This window comes from Pseudomonas sp. 8Z (assembly GCF_902506535.1).
In the GTDB taxonomy this organism is placed as follows: Bacteria; Pseudomonadota; Gammaproteobacteria; order Pseudomonadales; family Pseudomonadaceae; genus Aquipseudomonas.
The window spans coordinates 1,513,087-1,529,279 of the sequence record NZ_LR733827.1 but is presented as its reverse complement, the minus strand read 5'-3'; the positions used below and the strand labels follow the sequence as shown (position 1 = coordinate 1,529,279).

14 protein-coding genes and 1 pseudogene are annotated in these 16,193 nt (G+C 57.9%); 9 read left to right on the top strand and 6 right to left on the bottom strand.

Features of this window, described 5'->3' with window-relative positions; genetic code table 11:
* Positions 1-59: 59 nt before the first annotated feature.
* From AERO9A_RS19900 to pilB, 3 genes are read right to left on the bottom strand one after another with little or no spacing between them, the layout of a single operon-like run.
* Positions 60-929 (bottom strand): A24 family peptidase, encoded by an 870-nt coding sequence (locus tag AERO9A_RS19900; RefSeq protein ID WP_159973636.1) that lies wholly within the window; start codon positions 927-929, stop codon positions 60-62.
* The gene (locus tag AERO9A_RS19895; protein ID WP_159973635.1) at positions 930-2,150 is read right to left on the bottom strand and encodes a type II secretion system F family protein; all 1,221 of its coding nucleotides are present in this window, start codon (positions 2,148-2,150) and stop codon (positions 930-932) included.
* Positions 2,151-2,152: 2 nt separating this feature from the next.
* A complete protein-coding gene (gene pilB / locus AERO9A_RS19890) occupies positions 2,153-3,856 on the bottom strand; it encodes a type IV-A pilus assembly ATPase PilB (RefSeq protein WP_159973634.1) in 1,704 nt (567 codons plus the stop codon).
* Between the two features lie 222 nt (positions 3,857-4,078).
* Between pilB and AERO9A_RS19885 the strand changes: the two genes are divergently transcribed.
* The 5 genes from AERO9A_RS19885 to AERO9A_RS19865 all read left to right on the top strand — a co-directional run bounded on the left by AERO9A_RS19885 (position 4,079) and on the right by AERO9A_RS19865 (position 7,339).
* Positions 4,079-4,525 (top strand): pilin, encoded by a 447-nt coding sequence (locus tag AERO9A_RS19885; RefSeq protein WP_159973633.1) that lies wholly within the window; start codon positions 4,079-4,081, stop codon positions 4,523-4,525.
* A gap of 113 nt (positions 4,526-4,638) precedes the next feature.
* Positions 4,639-6,021, top strand: a complete 1,383-nt coding sequence (locus AERO9A_RS19880; protein ID WP_159973632.1) for an O-antigen ligase — start codon at positions 4,639-4,641, stop codon at positions 6,019-6,021.
* A gap of 100 nt (positions 6,022-6,121) precedes the next feature.
* Positions 6,122-6,517 (top strand): nucleotidyltransferase domain-containing protein, encoded by a 396-nt coding sequence (locus AERO9A_RS19875; RefSeq protein WP_159973631.1) that lies wholly within the window; start codon positions 6,122-6,124, stop codon positions 6,515-6,517.
* Positions 6,510-6,932 (top strand): DUF86 domain-containing protein, encoded by a 423-nt coding sequence (locus tag AERO9A_RS19870; RefSeq protein WP_159974114.1) that lies wholly within the window; start codon positions 6,510-6,512, stop codon positions 6,930-6,932. The genes AERO9A_RS19875 and AERO9A_RS19870 overlap by 8 nt, the downstream gene beginning before the upstream one ends.
* A gap of 200 nt (positions 6,933-7,132) precedes the next feature.
* Positions 7,133-7,339, top strand: coding sequence for a nucleotidyltransferase substrate binding protein (locus AERO9A_RS19865; RefSeq protein WP_256666014.1), 207 nt, complete (start codon positions 7,133-7,135; stop codon positions 7,337-7,339).
* Positions 7,340-7,749: 410 nt separating this feature from the next.
* Here the strand turns inward: AERO9A_RS19865 and AERO9A_RS19860 are convergent, their stop codons facing one another.
* From AERO9A_RS19860 to nadC, 3 genes are all read right to left on the bottom strand, one after another.
* Positions 7,750-8,139, bottom strand: a complete 390-nt coding sequence (locus AERO9A_RS19860) for a hypothetical protein (protein ID WP_159973630.1) — start codon at positions 8,137-8,139, stop codon at positions 7,750-7,752.
* The gene (locus AERO9A_RS19855; protein WP_159973629.1) at positions 8,136-9,398 is read right to left on the bottom strand and encodes a hypothetical protein; all 1,263 of its coding nucleotides are present in this window, start codon (positions 9,396-9,398) and stop codon (positions 8,136-8,138) included. The genes AERO9A_RS19860 and AERO9A_RS19855 overlap by 4 nt, the downstream gene beginning before the upstream one ends.
* A gap of 183 nt (positions 9,399-9,581) precedes the next feature.
* Positions 9,582-10,430, bottom strand: coding sequence for a carboxylating nicotinate-nucleotide diphosphorylase (gene nadC, locus AERO9A_RS19850; RefSeq protein ID WP_159973628.1), 849 nt, complete (start codon positions 10,428-10,430; stop codon positions 9,582-9,584).
* Between the two features lie 368 nt (positions 10,431-10,798).
* Between nadC and AERO9A_RS19845 the strand changes: the two genes are divergently transcribed.
* The 4 genes and pseudogenes from AERO9A_RS19845 to AERO9A_RS22980 form a co-directional block, all read left to right on the top strand.
* Positions 10,799-13,087, top strand: coding sequence for a DUF1631 domain-containing protein (locus tag AERO9A_RS19845; protein WP_159973627.1), 2,289 nt, complete (start codon positions 10,799-10,801; stop codon positions 13,085-13,087).
* A gap of 191 nt (positions 13,088-13,278) precedes the next feature.
* The gene (gene ampD, locus AERO9A_RS19840; protein WP_159973626.1) at positions 13,279-13,845 is read left to right on the top strand and encodes a 1,6-anhydro-N-acetylmuramyl-L-alanine amidase AmpD; all 567 of its coding nucleotides are present in this window, start codon (positions 13,279-13,281) and stop codon (positions 13,843-13,845) included.
* Entirely contained in the window at positions 13,842-14,675 is an 834-nt protein-coding gene (gene ampE, locus AERO9A_RS19835) for a regulatory signaling modulator protein AmpE (protein ID WP_159973625.1), read from the top strand. The genes ampD and ampE overlap by 4 nt, the downstream gene beginning before the upstream one ends.
* A 237-nt stretch (positions 14,676-14,912) precedes the next feature.
* Positions 14,913-16,055: pseudogene (locus AERO9A_RS22980) on the top strand (HAMP domain-containing protein); the annotation flags it as partial.
* Between the last annotated feature and the right edge of the window lie 138 nt (positions 16,056-16,193).

Sequence of the window (16,193 nt, the reverse complement as noted above, 5' to 3'; positions counted from 1 at the left end):
GAAAGTCTGCGCGGGTTTATTGCTTGAGTGGTGGCTCGGGCAAGCCCGAGCCACCTCGATCAGAACCCGGCGAACTGCAGGTAGCGAGAGGTAATGGCATCACCCCAGAGCAGGGCGATCCAGCCTGCGATGGCCAGATAGGGGCCGAAGGGAATTGGCGTACTGGTAGCGTTGCCACGCAGGCGCAGCATAATGACCCCGAGCACGGCGCCCACCAGCGAAGACAGCAGAATGGTCAGCGGCAATACCTGCCAGCCACCCCAGGCGCCGAGCATGGCCAATAACTTGAAGTCGCCATACCCCATGCCCTCCTTGCCGGTGATCAGCTTGAACAGCCAGTACACCGACCACAGGCTCAGGTAACCGGCAATCGCCCCCCACAGGGCTTCTTCAAGGCTGGTGAACACACCGAAGTCATTGACGATCAGCCCCAGCCATAAGAGCGGCAGTACCAGCACATCCGGCAGAATCTGATGATCGGCGTCGATCTGGCTCATCGCCAGCAGCCCCCAGCTCAGTACCAACATGGCACCGGCCTGCCAGGTGAAGCCGAAATGCCAGGCGATATAGCCCGAGAGCAGCCCACAGGCCAGTTCCACCAACGGATAGCGCTTGCTGATCGGTGCCTTGCAGCTTGCGCACTTGCCACGCAGGAACAGATAGCTGACGACCGGAATATTCTCCCAGGGACGAATTTCGTGGCCGCAGTGAGGGCAACTGGAATTGGGCAGTATCAGGTTGAACGTGGCCTGCTTGGGCTCGGCGGGCAGCTCCAGCACTTCACGTGCCTGGCTTTGCCAGTCACGCTGGAGCATCAGTGGGAGGCGATAGACCACGACATTGAGAAAGCTGCCAACCAGCAGGCCTAGCAATAGCGCACAGAAAACAAAGGCCAGCGGGGAGCTGGCCAGAAAGTCTAGAGCGAGCATTTAAACCACGGCGCCCAGTTGGAAGATCGGCAGGTACATGGCGATGATCAGGCCGCCAACCAGCACGCCCAATACGGCCATGATCATGGGTTCCATCAGGCTGGTCAGGCCGTCGACCATATTGTCCACCTCCTCTTCATAGAAGGAGGCCACTTTGCTCAGCATCTCATCCAGCGCGCCGGATTCCTCGCCGATGGCGGTCATCTGCACGGCCATGGAGGGGAAGGTGCCGGTGGTTTTCATCGAAAAGTTGAGCTGCATGCCTGTGGAAACGTCGGCCTTGATCTTGTTGGTGGCGTTCTTGAACACCACGTTGCCGGTGGCCCCGGATACGGAGTCCAGTGCATCGACCAGCGGAACACCCGCAGCGAAAGTGGTCGAGAGTGTGCGGGCAAAACGCGCGACGGCGGACTTGTAGAGGATATCGCCCACAATCGGCAGTTTGAGGACGGCACGATCCACTGAGTCACGGAATTTTTGCGAGCGTTTCATTGCCTCCTTGAAGGCGAAGGCAGCCGCGAACATTCCGATCAGGAAGATAAACCACCAGGCCTGCAGGAAATTGGAAAGACCAATCACCATCAAGGTAAAGGCTGGCAGTTCTGCACCGAAGCTAGAAAAGACGGTTTCGAATTGCGGCACCACCTTGATCAGCAGAATAGCGGATACGATGATTGCCACCACGATTACGGCAATGGGGTAATTCATCGCCTTCTTGATCTTGGCTTTGAGTGCCTCGGTTTTCTCCTTATAAGTGGCAATCCGATCCAGTAGGTGCTCCAGTGCACCGGCCTGTTCGCCGGACTCCACCAGGTTGCAATACAGCTCGTCGAAATATTGCGGCTTCTTGCGCAGGGAGGCTGCGAAGCTGTTACCGGCGGCGACCTCTTGTTTTACCTCGTCGACCAGCTTACGCATATTGGGTTTGTCGAAGCCTTCGGCAATGATGTCGAACGACTGCAGCAAGGGCACGCCTGCCTTCATCATGGTCGCCATCTGCCGGGTAAACAGGGCGATGTCCATGGGCTTGATCTTTTTACCAGCCCCGCCCAAGGAAAAACTCGACTGCTTGCGCACCTTGGTTGGGTTGATGCCTTGCTTGCGCAGTTGCGCCTTCACAAGGGCGGGGTTTTGTCCGTTGATAACCCCGGAAACCACAGCGCCGCGCTTGTCCTTGCCTTCCCACTTGAAGGCGCTGTTCTTGATAGCTTTTTCCGCCATGGTTAATCCTTGGTGACGCGGTTGACTTCCTCAAGGCTGGTAACCCCTTGCATGGCCTTGAGCAAAGCGGAGGTGCGTAAATCATTAAAGCCGTCTTTACGCATCTGTGCGGCGATATCGATTGAATTGCCTTCCTCCATGATAATGCGCTGCAGGTTGGGCGTGTTTTTAACCACTTCATAAATACCGACACGGCCTTTGTAACCGTCTTTGCAGTTATCGCAGCCAACCGGGCCATAGATCTTGAAGGTGCCGATCTTGTCTTCGGGGAAACCTTCGGCCAGCAGGACCTCGCGCGGTACGTCCACTTCCTTCTTGCAGGTGCTGCACAGCTTGCGGGCTAGGCGCTGGGCGATGATCAGGTTGACCGAGGTGGCGATGTTGAACGACGGCACGCCCATATTGCGCAGGCGCGTCAGGGTCTCGGCGGCGCTGTTGGTGTGCAGGGTCGACATCACCATATGGCCGGTCTGCGCCGCCTTGACGGCGATTGAGGCGGTATCCAGATCGCGAATCTCGCCAACCATGATGATGTCCGGGTCCTGACGCAGGAAGGCGCGTAGCGCCTGGGTAAAGTCCATGCCCTGCTTAGGGTTGACGTTGACCTGGTTGATCCCTTCGAGGTTGATCTCCACCGGGTCTTCGGCGGTGGAAATATTCACATCTGGCGTATTGAGAATATTCAGGCCGGTATACAGCGACACCGTCTTGCCCGAGCCGGTGGGGCCGGTGACCAGAATCATGCCCTGCGGTTGCTTGAGGGCGTTCATATAGAGCTCTTTCTGTGCTTCCTCATAGCCCAGGGCGTCGATGCCCATTTGCGCGCTGGTGGGGTCGAGAATCCGCATCACGATCTTCTCGCCCCACAGGGTGGGCAAGGTGTTGACGCGAAAGTCGATGGCTTTGTTTTTCGACACGCGCATCTTGATCCGGCCATCCTGCGGCTTGCGTCGCTCGGAAATATCCAGTGCGGCCATCACCTTGAGGCGTGCGGAAATGCGCGGCGCCAATTGGATCGGTGGGCGCGCCACCTCATGGAGGATGCCATCGGTACGAAAGCGCACACGGTAGGTCTTCTCGTAGGGCTCGAAGTGCAGGTCGGAAGACCCGCCCTTGATGGCGTCCAGCAGCATCTTATTGACGAAGCGCACCACCGGCGCATCGTCGGCATCGGTTCCGGCTTCGCCTGCAGGTTTGTCATCGTCGACCGCTTCTACATCCAGCCCGTCGAGGTCGACATCGGCGAGATCCTCCATGCCACTATTGGCTGACTCGAAGAACTTGTCGATGGCATCACCGAGCTTGTCATCCTCGACCAGAATGCCCTCGGTATTGAGCCCGGTGCTGAACTGGATATCGGTGACGGCCTGATGGTTGGTCGGGTCGGAGAGCCCGACAAAGAGCTTGTTACCGCGCCGCCATAGGGGAATCACACGATGCTGGCGTATCAGTTTCTCGCTGACCAAGTCGCGCGGCTGGCTCTCTTTATCGATGGTGTTGAGGTCGAAGAAGGACACGCCAAATTGCTCGGAAGCCAGCTCGGCCAGGGCGCGGCTTTTGACCAGTTTGTTCTGCACTAGGTAGGTCACCAGCGACAGTTTGTTGCGCTGGGCTTGCTGCTGGGCTTGCTGGGCGGCTTTTTCATCCATCAGCCCGGCTTGCGCCAATTGCCTGGCCAGGCCGGAAAGGGAAATGCTGTCGTTCATTGCGGGCTCCACGCTCAATCTCAGCCTTATAGCCCAGTTGCAGGCGGCCTGCCAAACGCTGCTGTGGTGAGTGACAAAAAATGGCAGTTAGTGTCGGGGGTTGTGTGGTTCTATGCGAGAGTTGCTGCTTGAACGCTGCTTTGGGGCGGGGTTTAAGAGTTGGCACGCCCTGTGCTTTCTCCATGGTAGGTCAACGGGCCTACTCAATTTCGGAGAAGACGTATGAAAGCTCAAATGCAAAAGGGTTTTACCCTGATCGAATTGATGATCGTGGTTGCGATCATTGGTATTCTGGCTGCTATCGCTCTGCCTGCTTATCAGGACTACACTGTTCGCGCCCGAGTTAGTGAAGCGCTGGTTGCTGCCTCTGCGGCTAAGACCGTTGTTGCGGAAAATGCTGCTGCTGGTCAAGCCTTCGCAACAGGCTATCCGACGACCTCTGCAGCCACTGCAAACGTTGCCGCTAACGGCGTTACTATTAGCAACGCTGGTGCAATTCAGGTTGCTCTCACTGCGGCTGCTGGCGGTGGCAGCATTACTCTTACCCCTACCTCCAATGGTGCTGCGCTTACTGCTGGCACTATTCCGACACAGGCTATTCAGTGGGCTTGCACTGGAACCAACTCTAATAAGTCCCAACTTCCTGCCAACTGCCGTTCTGGTTCTTGATAGACTGGTTGTTTGAGAGTGGCTTCTGTTTTTTGGCAGAAGCCTATAACGCCTCGCTCGTGCGGGGCGTTTTATTTTTATTTTGGCTTGTTGCTTGAGGGGGTGATTTGGGGGTGGGTTATTGTGAAGGGTCTGGTTTATTCCGGGGGTTTGTTTTTTTATTTTGTGTTTTCTTCTTTTTATTTTCTGCAAGCTCGGTATTTTTGTTATTGGGCTACGCATGGCATGACCAACAGCGTATTGCCCAGCTATTTTTGCTGATTCTCTCATGCTGTTTTGCGTTACTCCCTAAGTCATGTATCGGTGGGCCATTTATCAGGCCTCTATTGGTCATATTTTTACTGGGGCTGGTGTCGGTTGTATTGGCTGATACTCCGCTCTGGGCTGCGCGTGAGTGGGCGTTACAGGTTGGTCTGGCCATCCTCTCACTATTGCTTGCTCGCTTGCTCGCGGATGAGTCAAAGCAGTGGATAGTTATGTATATCGCTGCGGTGGTTGGAGGCGTGCTGAGCTTTCAGTTCTTTGTGGGCTACGCTGCAGCATTCCTTTCGGGCATTCATCAGCTCGATGCTTACACGCTATTTAGTGGTTTCAGCAATCCCCGTTTTTTCGGGCAATTTCAGGCCGTACTGGTGCCGTTGTTGGCGGGGCTCGCTTTGCATTTGTGGGGGCGACGTCCAGGGCTTTCGATATTGGTTGTATGTGTGCTGGCCAGTCATTGGAGCATTGCCTATGCGCTGGGGGGGCGAGGTTTTATCCTGGCGATGTTGGTCGCGCATTTTTCTTTGCTTTTAATTGGGTTTAAGTTTGTTCGGTTTGTTTGTCTGCAAGTTTGCTCAGCCTTGGCTGGGCTTTTGTTGTATTGGGTGCTTTTTTTCTTTGTGCCTTTTTATCTAGATATCGTGCCCGTTTTGCCAGATGTTTTGCGTTCTGGATTGTCTGCGCGTGAAGTGCTCTGGAATAAGGCTTGGCAACTTGCATCTGACAACCCTTGGTTGGGGGTTGGTCCGATGCACTTCTCTGCATACGTTAATTCTGTTGCTGCTCATCCGCATCAGATGTTGTTGCAGTGGGCGTCTGAGTGGGGGGTAGCAGTTGCTGCTGTTGTTTTAGGTCTTATAGGCTGGGGTGTTTTCTGTGCGGCCCGCTTTCTTCGGCATCAGCCCGCATTTGAAATGGACGCTGCTTTATGGGCAGCACTAGTAGGTGGGTTAGTGCTCGCTCAGGTCGACGGCGTGTTCGTGATGCCTTACACGCAAACATGGATGGCTATGGTCGTCGCACTGGCACTTGCTAGATGGTCTTCGTGCCAACCCTTGGTAGGGCAGCAGTCTTATCTGATGATGTCTGCTGCGGTGATGGTAGTCGGCATTTTGGGGCATGTGCTGATTACGGACGCTCTAGATTTGCCTGAGATAATTCAGCGTTTTTTTGAGCGTAATCCCAGTGCGGTGCTTCCTCGCTTTTGGTCGCAGGGCTGGATAACTGGGCAATGATGCTCAGTGTTTGCCACAGCAAGTAGCCTGGGTAGAGCAGCGCGAAACCCGGGATGGTTGGGATAGACTGCTCGCTGGCTGGATAAAAGGGAGACTGATCATGAATGATGCAGCTCTGGTTGAGTTGTTAAGCTCGCGGCTAGATGGTCTCTTGGCTGTTTACGCTTTTGGCAGTCGCGTGCACGGTACAGCAGATGAGCACAGTGACCTCGATCTGGCTGTGTTGGTGCAGGGCTATGCTGACCCGCTGGTGCTCTGGGCGCTGGCGGGCGAGGCGGCGGAGATGGCTGGTTGTCCGGTCGATCTGCTGGATTTGCGCAGGGCCTCTACCGTGATGCAGCAGCAGGTGCTGACTAAAGGTGAGCGCTGGTGGGCTGCGCCTGGGGATGAGGCGGGTTTGTTCGAGTGTGCCGCGCTGAGCGAGAAGCTTGAACTGGATCGTGCCAGGGCAGCGCTGCTGCGAGATATCGAACGAGATGGGCGTGTATATGGCTGATGATGTGCTGTTGAACAAGGCTGCCAGCATCGAGCGTTGCGTCAGGCGGGCGCGGGAGGAATACGAGCGTGATCCGGCAAGTTTTGCCGAGGATTTTACCCGTCAGGATGCGGCCATTTTGAATATTCAGCGCGCTTGTGAAGCGGCACTGGATATGGGGCAGCATCTGATTCGGCGTGAGCGTCTCGGTATTCCACAGAGTGCACGCGATGTGTTTGCGCTGCTCGCCGCTGGCGGCTGGATCGACCATGGCCTGGCCGAGGCGCTCAAACGCATGGTGGGGTATCGCAATATCGCTGTGCATGAATACCTGGCGTTGCAACTGCCGATTACCGTGGTGGTGATTACCCAGCATCTGGATGAGTTTCTCGATTATTCCAGGTGTGTTTTGTTGAAAGACGCCCCGCAGAATTGATGGGGGCGTTGCCGCTCAGTGTTCAGGTGTAATGCTTTCTGAGCGCGAGGCCGACTTGATAGGGATTCGCTGCAGGGTGTGGCTCATGCGCCGAGGTGGCGGCTTAATGTGGGTCAGCTTTTCCTGACGTTTCACTGGGCGGCTTAGCCTATGGCCTCACTGGGGTATGATGACCGCCTGTTGGCTCGTTGGGGATTGGTATGGCCGAGCAAGATATTCGCTGGTTGCAGCGCCTGAGTAACTATGAGCGAGCTCTCGCACAGCTGACCAGGGCTGTGGAGTTAGCCAGAACACGGCCATTGACGGAGCTTGAGCGGCAAGGGTTGATACAGGCGTTCGAGTTTGTTTTCGAGTTGGCCTGGAATCTGATGAAAGATTACTTCCTCTATCAAGGATCGTATCGATAACCCTGCCTTGCTCGAACATATCGCACGCATTGGGGTGCCCTTCTATGAGCGATGTGTGGGGCAGGCTATCTAGCTTGATGTTGGCTAAAAATTGCTCGATAAGTGACCGCCCTGGGCGATGCCGATAAGGGCGTTTCGTAGATTTTCTCGCCCGCCACTTCACCCGCCCAACTGCCACCCGTGCCACCAGCAACCGAAGCGCCACCGACAACGACGAGACCACAAACGACGCCTCCTATACCGCCAGAGCCAAGGCCAATAGCTGCGCAAATAGATCCTGCGGCAAGACGGCTGGCAATCCCGACGCTAACTGACCCGCCACCTAGACCCCCGACAAAACTCCCCGTCTCGGTAAAACGAACTTTCTCGCAGGCTTAGCCATGCTTGGTCATATCTAGCGCCTGCATAACTCAGCTTCCAGTGAGTTTGAGCAGGCCTACCGCCAGAAACAGCCAAGCCATACCGATTGCGCAAAGCCACCAGGCGAGCACCATGCGGCGCCTGATCGTTTCAGGCAGGTTGCGCACTTCCTGCTCATCGAGTTCTCCGCGTTTGATATAGCCCTTTGGCCACAAAGCCACCGCGGCAAGATGGCTGGTCAGGATGAAGCGCGCAGGCAAGGTGCTGATACCCCACAGAACCCTTTGCCTTTTGACATATGGGCTGTTCGGAAAGGTTGCGAGGATGGTATCGAGGTGTCGATAGGACATTACAAGAATCATGAAGACTCCGCTAAGACCAATAACGAAAGGGGCCAGCATGAAAGCGAATGCCCACCATGAGCTCCAGAACGCTGTCATGGTTTGGTCTTCTCATAAAGGAATTCCCCCATCCACTCGCCACCTGCAGTACCACCAGCACCACCGGCAACCGAAGCAGCACCAACCACAACCAGGCCACAAGCAACACCCCCCAGGCCAGCCGAGCCAATACCTATTGCCGCACAAATCGAACCGGCTACGGGGCCTGTTAGGGCGACAGCGAGCGATCCACCCGCTACCCCTCCCACAAAACTCCCCGTCTCGGTAAAACGGACTTTCTCGCAGGCCTGGGCATCCCCGGCACGACACACTTCCTGCACCTTCAGGGTGGAGGCCGTACCGCCCAGGGCAATACCGATATGACCGCCGTACTTGAGGTACTTGGCGGCCTTGGCGACTTCGTCTATGTGAGTGGCATAGCCCGGAATCTGGCCGGGTGCGCCGCCTCTGCTCCAGTGGTGCACCAGGCTGCGCGTGGAAATACCGAGGTCACGGCGCAGCGTTGGGTAGCTGCCCAGGCCCAATTGTTTGCCGAGGAAGGTCGCCTTCAACTGGCTGTCGAGCTGGCGGTACAACTGTTGGCGAGAGGCGAAGAATTGCTGGCTACGCAGGTGGCCATGGGCGGCGAACTCGCGCTGATGGAGAAATTCGAGGTCGCGTAGCGTTGCTTCGATCTGCTTCAAGCCTTTGCTGAGCATGTCGGTGCCCATGCCCAGCGATTGGCTGGCGCCGTCGACCATCAGGGCGATTTCAGCCTGATGCTCGACCATGAAATTGGCCTCGTTCTCGCTCAGTGGGGCCAGGGCCGCATGCACCTTGGCCGCAGCGGCCATCAGGTCGGCTTCTTCGCGCAGACAGGCGGTGGGGTTGAGCAGGTTGCCCAGCACGAACATTTCCCCCGCTTTGAAGCCCTGAGCGAAGGTTGGGTTAAGTGACCTGATGCGGCTGACCAGGTCTTTATGAGGCTTATCGGCGAACAACCTGGCGAGCACCTGTTCACCTGTCATGCTGCGTGGCACCACGTAGAACCCAGGCGGTAAGGGCTCGGGAAGCTTGAGCGTGTCCGCCGCAGGCCAGTTTGTCAGTTCGGGGTTGGCCTCGACTTTCTCTTCCCAGGCGGCGAAGGAGGCGCCGCCGTTACCGGGTTTGAGCTTGGGCGATTCGGCCTGCCGGCCCCAGCCACGATCCGTGCCCCAACTGAGGTCGCGATTGCTGCCACTCTCGGCCCGCCAGCCCGTCTCGGCATTCCAGCCTTGATCGAAGGGGTAAGCTGGGTCTTTGAGGTTGTCCGTTGCCATGAACATCTCCCTGTCTTGATCGAATCGAGCGCAGTGTAAAGGCCCGATACCTGTGCAAACACACTCCTACTGACAGGCTATCTGGATAAATGTGCCCAAGTGTGACGCAGTCCCCGGTTGCGTCGAATGCAAGCGATGGGCACACCTGATCCAGTCAGGTGGTCAAATCCGAGGCTATTTTGTTCAAAGTGCCAAGCGCATCGACAAATCCACCGCCTTCACATCCTTGGTCAGCGTCCCCAGCGAGATATAGTCCACGCCCGTTTCGGCAATCACGCGCAGGGTGCTGTCGTTGATCCCGCCCGAGGCTTCCAGTTTGGCGCGGCCTGCGTTCAGGCGTACGGCTTCGCGCATGTCCTGCAGTGACAACTCGTCGAGCATGACGATATCGGCGCCCGCTTCCAGGGCTTGGCGCAGTTCTTCCAGGCTTTCCACTTCTACTTCAACCGGCTTGCCGGGGGCGATGCTGTGAGCGGTGGTGATGGCTTGGGCGATGCCGCCGCAGGCGGCGATATGGTTTTCCTTGATCAGGAAGGCGTCATAAAGGCCGATGCGGTGGTTATGGCAGCCGCCGCAGGTGACGGCGTATTTCTGTGCCAGGCGCAGGCCCGGTAGGGTTTTGCGGGTATCGAGCAGTTTGACCGGGGTGCCTTCGACCAGGTCGGCGTAATGGCGGCAGCGGGTGGCGACCGCAGAGAGGGTTTGGAGGAAGTTGAGCGCGCTGCGCTCGCCGGTGAGTAGGGCGCGTGCCGGGCCTTCCAGGGTGAAGAGGGTTTGGTCGGCGCTGACGCGCTCACCGTCCTGCACACGCCAGTGCACGGTGACTTCTGGGTCAAGTTGGCGAAATACGGCGTCGACCCAGGCGCTGCCGCAGACCACGGCGTCCTCGCGTGTGATGATGCGGGCGCTGGCCAGGCGCTCGGCAGGAATAAGCTGGGCGGTGATATCGCCACTGCCGACATCTTCTGCCAGTGCGCGGCGAACATTGGTTTCTATTTCACTGTGCAGATCGGCGAGGGTCAGGTTGGGCATGGGTGGCTCCAGAGTGTGAGTGCCGCCGATTATACGTGCTCAGGCGTGTATTGCAGGCGGTGTGAAGGCGGCGGCACTCGGTCATGTTGCGTTTTCATGCGGCCTGATTGATGCGTGTTCTGTGTCGGCGGGGCGGGCAGGCTGATTGCTTGTCGCAGCGGCACTATCACGGTTGTGAGCTGTCTTTCGGTTATCTGTGATCTGCTTCATGGATGCGCTAAATATGGGCTTGGTATGTCACACGGCCCCCCTATAATGGCCTTACTTTTTTCATTATTGACGTCAGACCTTTGACGTTATGGACGACGCTCGGTTGACGCTGTGCAGGCCAGGAAGTCCAAGCATCGGACAGCCTGCGGGAGACTAGAATGAAGACCGACGCGAACGTGGTGCCCTTGAACAAGGCTGCCGCCGAGCAATCGCCAACCTCGCCGGTAGGAAGACTGCCCGTGGCGCTGATTCAGGTGCGTGACAAAGCAGCGCAGCAGCTCAAGCTGAGCCTGCAGAGCCTGTTCGACAATGCCGACGACACCCTCTTCGAGATGGCGGATCGGGCAACGAGTAATGCCGAGCAGAATGCTTTCTTCGAGGCCATGCGTGACTTGCGACTCAAGCGCAAGAGCATCGAACGTGGTTTTCTACAGAAGGTCTTCGAGGCGTTCGCCACATTGAATCAGTATGAGATCGGTAAGCCGCAACCGACGCTCGATACGGTTTCTTTCGATAGCCTGAGCCTGGTGCAGAACGATGATCTGGAAGAAACCGTGGCTATGGATAGCATGGTTGCGCGGGTCATCAGCCGCGACGGTGTAGCACTCGGGCACCTGAGCACTCGTCTCAATGCGGTGATCAGCCGCAAGCTTGATGACAAGAGCAACCCTCTCGGCCCACACCTGCTCTGTGAGTATTTTCTCGATGCCTGCAGTGGTCTGGGGGTGGAGATCAAGGTCAAGCTGATCATCCTCAAGCTGTTCGAGAAATATGTACTGGGCAGTTGCGACAACCTCTACGCCGAAGCCAACCAGGTGCTGGTGAATGTGGGCGTATTGCCTGAGCTTAAATCTGCTCCGCCGCGTCGCCAGTCGCATTCCACGAACGCAATGGCCGCTCAAGCTAACGCTGAGGGCGGGATTCCTTTGTTGGCGGGTGCCGATGAGGGGGTGCAGGAGGTTTTTGGTGTGCTGCAGGAGTTGCTGGCCGAGGTGCGTGGTACTGCCATGCCGCGCCGGGCCAATGCTAACGATGCCTTGCCCATTTCGACTAATGATCTGATGCGCCTGCTGTCGCATATTCAGCAGCGTGCTCCGGCGCAAGTTGCCGTCGATGACTTCGATCTACGCCCTCAGCTTGAGCAATTGCTGGCGCGTGCCAGTGCCAAGACCGGCAAGACCCGCGTGGTTGGCGAGGTCGATGAAGACGTCATCAATCTGGTGTCGATGCTGTTCGAGTTCATTCTTGACGATCGCACGCTGCCCGATTCGCTCAAGGCGCTGATTGCCCGTCTGCAGATCCCCATGCTCAAGGTCGCCGTGCTGGATAAGACGTTCTTCAGTCGTGGCAGTCATCCCGCGCGTCGCTTGCTCAATGAGATTGCATCCGCTGCGCTGGGCTGGGTCGATCGTGATGATGTGCAGCGTGACAGCCTCTATCAGCGTATTGAGCAGGTGGTGCAGCGTTTGCTCAATGATTTCGTCGATGATCCGGCGATTTTCTCCGAGTTGCTGGCTGACTTCATGGCCTTTACCGGTGACGAGCGGCGGCGCAGTGAGCTATTGGAGCAGCGCACTCGCGATGCTGAAGAGGGCAGCGCCAAGGCCGAGTTGGCCCGCCGAGAGGTTGAGCGTGCTCTGAATGAACGGCTGCTGGGCAAGACGTTGCCCGAAGTGGTCGTGCGCCTGTTGCGTGAGGCTTGGAGCAAGGTGCTGATGCTGACGTACCTCAAGCATGGGGTGAGCTCGCCTGAATGGCAGGCCGCTCTGCAGACCATGGACGATCTGGTCTGGAGTGTGGAGCCGCATGAAGAGCCGGAAGATCGTCAGCGCCTGCTGCAGTTGGTGCCGAGCTTGCTCAAGGCGCTACGTGAGGGGATGAGCAGCGCAGCGTTCGATCCGTTCTCTACCAGTGAGTTTTTCAGCCAACTGGAGGTGCTGCATGTGCAGGCCTTCCAGCGCTTCAAGCGGCCGATGCCTGAGCAGGTAGGCGATGCGGCTGTCGTTGAAGAGGGTGGCGAGCATTTGCTCGATGTGCCGCTGCTCGACAGCGAGCCCGAGCAGGCCACTGGCGAGCCGGTGATGGTCGAGGTGGTCGAGGAAATCGTGCTGCTGGCGCCAGGGCAGAGTCGTCCGCAAGAGCCAGAAGCATTGCTCGATGAGGATGATGACGCCGTGCAGCAGGTCGACAATCTGCGCGTCGGCAGTTGGGTCGAGTTCCAGGAAGATGAAGAGCACAAGCTGCGTTGCAAACTGGCTGCGATCATCAAGCCGACCGGCAAGTACGTGTTCGTCAACCGCACGGGCATGAAGGTGCTGGAGAAAACTCGCACAGGTCTGGCTGTGGAGTTCCGCCGTAACAGCATTCGTTTGCTCGATGACGCATTGTTGTTCGATCGAGCCCTGGAGTCGGTGATCGGTAACCTGCGGCGGTTGAAGAACGCCTGACCGGCCGTTTGGCCGCGGCCTGCCAAGCCTAGATGCCGAGCGTCAGCGCAGGTGTCTTGCGCTGGCTGTGTTGCACTTGCCAGGCGCCCGTCATGGGCGTGTATGCACCGTGGCAAACCCATCGGTACGCCCGTGGCGCTTGGCCGCCTGGCGTTGCTGCTCTAGAGTGATGGCTCGTTCAGGAGCCATCCATGCAGCTTGATCCCCAAACCGGCTGGTTTCAGGGTATTCGCCACTGCCCCTCAGCCAACTTCAATGAGCGCCCGGACGGCGAGATTTCGCTGTTGGTGGTGCATAACATCAGCCTGCCGCCGGGCCAGTTCGGTACGGGCAAGGTGTTGCAGTTCTTCCAGAACCGGCTTGTCGCCGACGAGCATCCCTTTTTCGCCGAAATCGCCGCCATGCGCGTCTCTGCGCATTTCTTCATTGAGCGCGATGGTTCCCTGACACAGTTTGTTTCCTGCCTGCACAGGGCCTGGCATGCCGGCGTGTCATGCTTCGAGGGGCGGGAGAATTGCAACGATTTTTCCCTTGGGGTGGAGCTTGAAGGCACCGATGAGTTGCCATATAGCGACGCGCAATATGCCAGCCTCGGTGAACTGACGCGCCATTTGTTGGCCGCCTACCCGGCGTTGAGTGCTTCGCGCATCACCGGCCACTGCGACATCGCGCCGGGGCGTAAGACTGATCCGGGGCGCGCCTTCGATTGGGCTCGGCTGCATACTGAAATACGTGGTTGTGAAGGAGTGAACGCATGAGTTTTCTGGTGATCCTGTTGGTGCTCTGGGTCGAGAAGTTCTCTGCGCTACGCCAGCGTATCCAGCGTGATGCAACCTGGCTGGCGGCTTTGCAGGCGATGCAGCGCGGTGATTTACGGCAGTTCCCATGGCTAGTTCTGGGGGTGATGGTTTTACTGCCAGTGGTCGTTGTCGGTGTGCTCCTGCTGGCTGTGGAGCCGGTGTTCTATGGCTTGCTGGCATTACCGATCCATCTGCTGGTGCTGATATACAGCCTCGGGCGTGGTGATCTGTTGCAGGCGTTGGGGCCGTTTCGCGATGCCTGGCGCCGTGAGGATGGCCAGGCGGCCTATCACGTGGTCGAGCGTGATCTCGCGTTGCAACCCGAAGAGGGCGTGCAGTTGCTTACCCAGGTGCAGGGGTATTTGTTGTGGCAGGCCTATCAGAGCTTTTTCGCGGTGATTTTCTGGTACGTGCTGCTGGGGCCGGTGGCGGCGCTTGCTTATCGCCTGCTGGCGCTGACTGCCGAGCACGCCGAACTGCCGTCCCTGCGTGAGCGCGCAGGGCAACTACGGCATGCCTTCGACTGGCTGCCGGTGCGGGTGCTGGCTTCGAGCTTCGCGCTGGTGGGCAACTTCGTTGCGGTCAGTCGTGCTCTGCTGCATGAGTTGCTGAGCTGGGACATTTCCGCTGCTCAACTGGTGAGCAAAGCTGGGCGCGCGGCAGGCGAAGTACCTGAGCCGGTATTGGGGGAGCAGGCGGTGACGACTTTGGATCAGCTTTGGCAATTGCTGATTCGTGCAGCGGTGGTCTGGTATGCCGGGTATGCCGTGTGGGTGTTGTTGCTCTGAGCACTGGGCAGTGCCCGCCAGCCGTGCCTTAACCTTAAATTACAGAGAGCGTCGCCGATAAGGGTTATAAGGGAACCCATTGCGCTGTTATCACCTGCCTGCTGGCTGGTCGTTTACACGGCGTGCTGCTAAGCGACGCTCTGCCTGTCTAGGCCGGGCGCCTTCCGTGATTCGAATAAGAATAATGGTTGTAGGAGGCGTCGAGTGAAGACCGTGTTGTATCCCGCCATTGCGCTGATGAACCGCCTTAGTTTTGGCATGAAGTTCAGCTTGATCAGTGTGCTGTTCTTTCTGCCCATGCTGGTGACCAACTTCTATCTGGTGCGCGATTCCTACCGTCAGTTCGTGGCCACGCGAAGTGAGCTTGAGAGCCTCGAACTGCTGGGCGCTAGCCTGCAGTTGCGCCGTGATCTGGAGAGCCTTAATGACCTGGTGCAGATCAATGCGCAGATCGGCCAGTCTGGTCAGGCTGGTGACCTTGAGGCCCGTATCGATGGCTTGCACAACGGTCTTGCCGGCCTTGTGCAGGGGCTTGAGCCGGTGGCCCGTGACGGCGAGCAGATCGCTGAGTTCGTGGCCATGCGCGACAAACTGCTGGATGAGCTCAAGCAAGCCGAAGCGCAAACGTCATTGCAGAGTAAGACGGCGATGGTCGAGAAGCTGCTCACCGATGCCCAGGTGTTCATCAAGCTGATCGCCGGTCAGGCTGGGCTCAGTCAGGACCCGCAGCGTGAAGTGCGGCAGATTACCGAGCTGATTACTACCGTCACGCCGCAGGTGACCCACGCGCTTAGCCAGGGGCGGGCTATCGGCGCCTATTCACTGGGGCAGGGCTTTCTCAACTCGGCGGCCAGTACGCGTTTCGAGGAGCTGCTGCAGCAGTTGGAAAAGTTGCATGCCGAATACGGGCTAAACCTGCAGGAAGCACTGGCCGGCAATTTGTCCGCGCAGAGTGGTCTGGGCGGCCTCGCCGCGGCGAGTCAGCAGACGCTCAAGGACAGTGCTGCGCTGTTCGAGGACAGCGTCATCATTGCCGACAGCCTGGACATGCCCTGGACGCAGTTCTTCGAGCAGGTCAGTCAGGCGATGGCCAAAACCTACGCATTCAACGATGGTTTGCTAGCCTTTCTCGATGCGCAACTGACCGAGCGTTTGCAGGCCAACCGGGCGCAGATGGTGCTGCTGATCGTGGCGCTGGCGCTGGTGTTTCTGGCCATCGTCTACCTCTACAGCGGTTTTTATGTGGCCACGCGGCAGACGCTCAAGAGCCTTGGGCAGGTGATGGAGCGCGTTGCTGCGGGTGACATGACGGCGAGCTTCAAGGTGCAGAGCCGTGATGAACTGGGCGAGCTGGGGCAGGGCTTCAACCAGACCGTGGCGCGCATCCATGACTTGATCGAGCGTGTCGGCCATACCGTTGGCGAGGTGGAAGGGCAGGCCGGTCGTGTCGAGTTGGTTTCCGGCCAGAGTAATCAGGCGGTCGCCAGCCAGCGTGGGCAGATCGAGCAGGTGGCCACG

What these genes read in the sequence shown, in the direction of transcription:
- AERO9A_RS19860 (WP_159973630.1), bottom strand. Translation starts at nt 8,139, where the DNA reads ATGACAGCGTTCTGGAGCTCATGGTGGGCATTCGCTTTCATGCTGGCC.
- AERO9A_RS19855 (WP_159973629.1), bottom strand. Translation starts at nt 9,398, where the DNA reads ATGGCAACGGACAACCTCAAAGACCCAGCTTACCCCTTCGATCAAGGC.
- AERO9A_RS19885 (WP_159973633.1), top strand. Translation starts at nt 4,079, where the DNA reads ATGAAAGCTCAAATGCAAAAGGGTTTTACCCTGATCGAATTGATGATC.
- pilB (WP_159973634.1), bottom strand. Translation starts at nt 3,856, where the DNA reads ATGAACGACAGCATTTCCCTTTCCGGCCTGGCCAGGCAATTGGCGCAA.
- AERO9A_RS19875 (WP_159973631.1), top strand. Translation starts at nt 6,122, where the DNA reads ATGAATGATGCAGCTCTGGTTGAGTTGTTAAGCTCGCGGCTAGATGGT.
- ampD (WP_159973626.1), top strand. Translation starts at nt 13,279, where the DNA reads ATGCAGCTTGATCCCCAAACCGGCTGGTTTCAGGGTATTCGCCACTGC.
- AERO9A_RS19870 (WP_159974114.1), top strand. Translation starts at nt 6,510, where the DNA reads ATGGCTGATGATGTGCTGTTGAACAAGGCTGCCAGCATCGAGCGTTGC.
- AERO9A_RS19865 (WP_256666014.1), top strand. Translation starts at nt 7,133, where the DNA reads ATGGCCGAGCAAGATATTCGCTGGTTGCAGCGCCTGAGTAACTATGAG.
- AERO9A_RS19900 (WP_159973636.1), bottom strand. Translation starts at nt 929, where the DNA reads ATGCTCGCTCTAGACTTTCTGGCCAGCTCCCCGCTGGCCTTTGTTTTC.
- nadC (WP_159973628.1), bottom strand. Translation starts at nt 10,430, where the DNA reads ATGCCCAACCTGACCCTCGCCGATCTGCACAGTGAAATAGAAACCAAT.
- AERO9A_RS19845 (WP_159973627.1), top strand. Translation starts at nt 10,799, where the DNA reads ATGAAGACCGACGCGAACGTGGTGCCCTTGAACAAGGCTGCCGCCGAG.
- AERO9A_RS19895 (WP_159973635.1), bottom strand. Translation starts at nt 2,150, where the DNA reads ATGGCGGAAAAAGCTATCAAGAACAGCGCCTTCAAGTGGGAAGGCAAG.
- ampE (WP_159973625.1), top strand. Translation starts at nt 13,842, where the DNA reads ATGAGTTTTCTGGTGATCCTGTTGGTGCTCTGGGTCGAGAAGTTCTCT.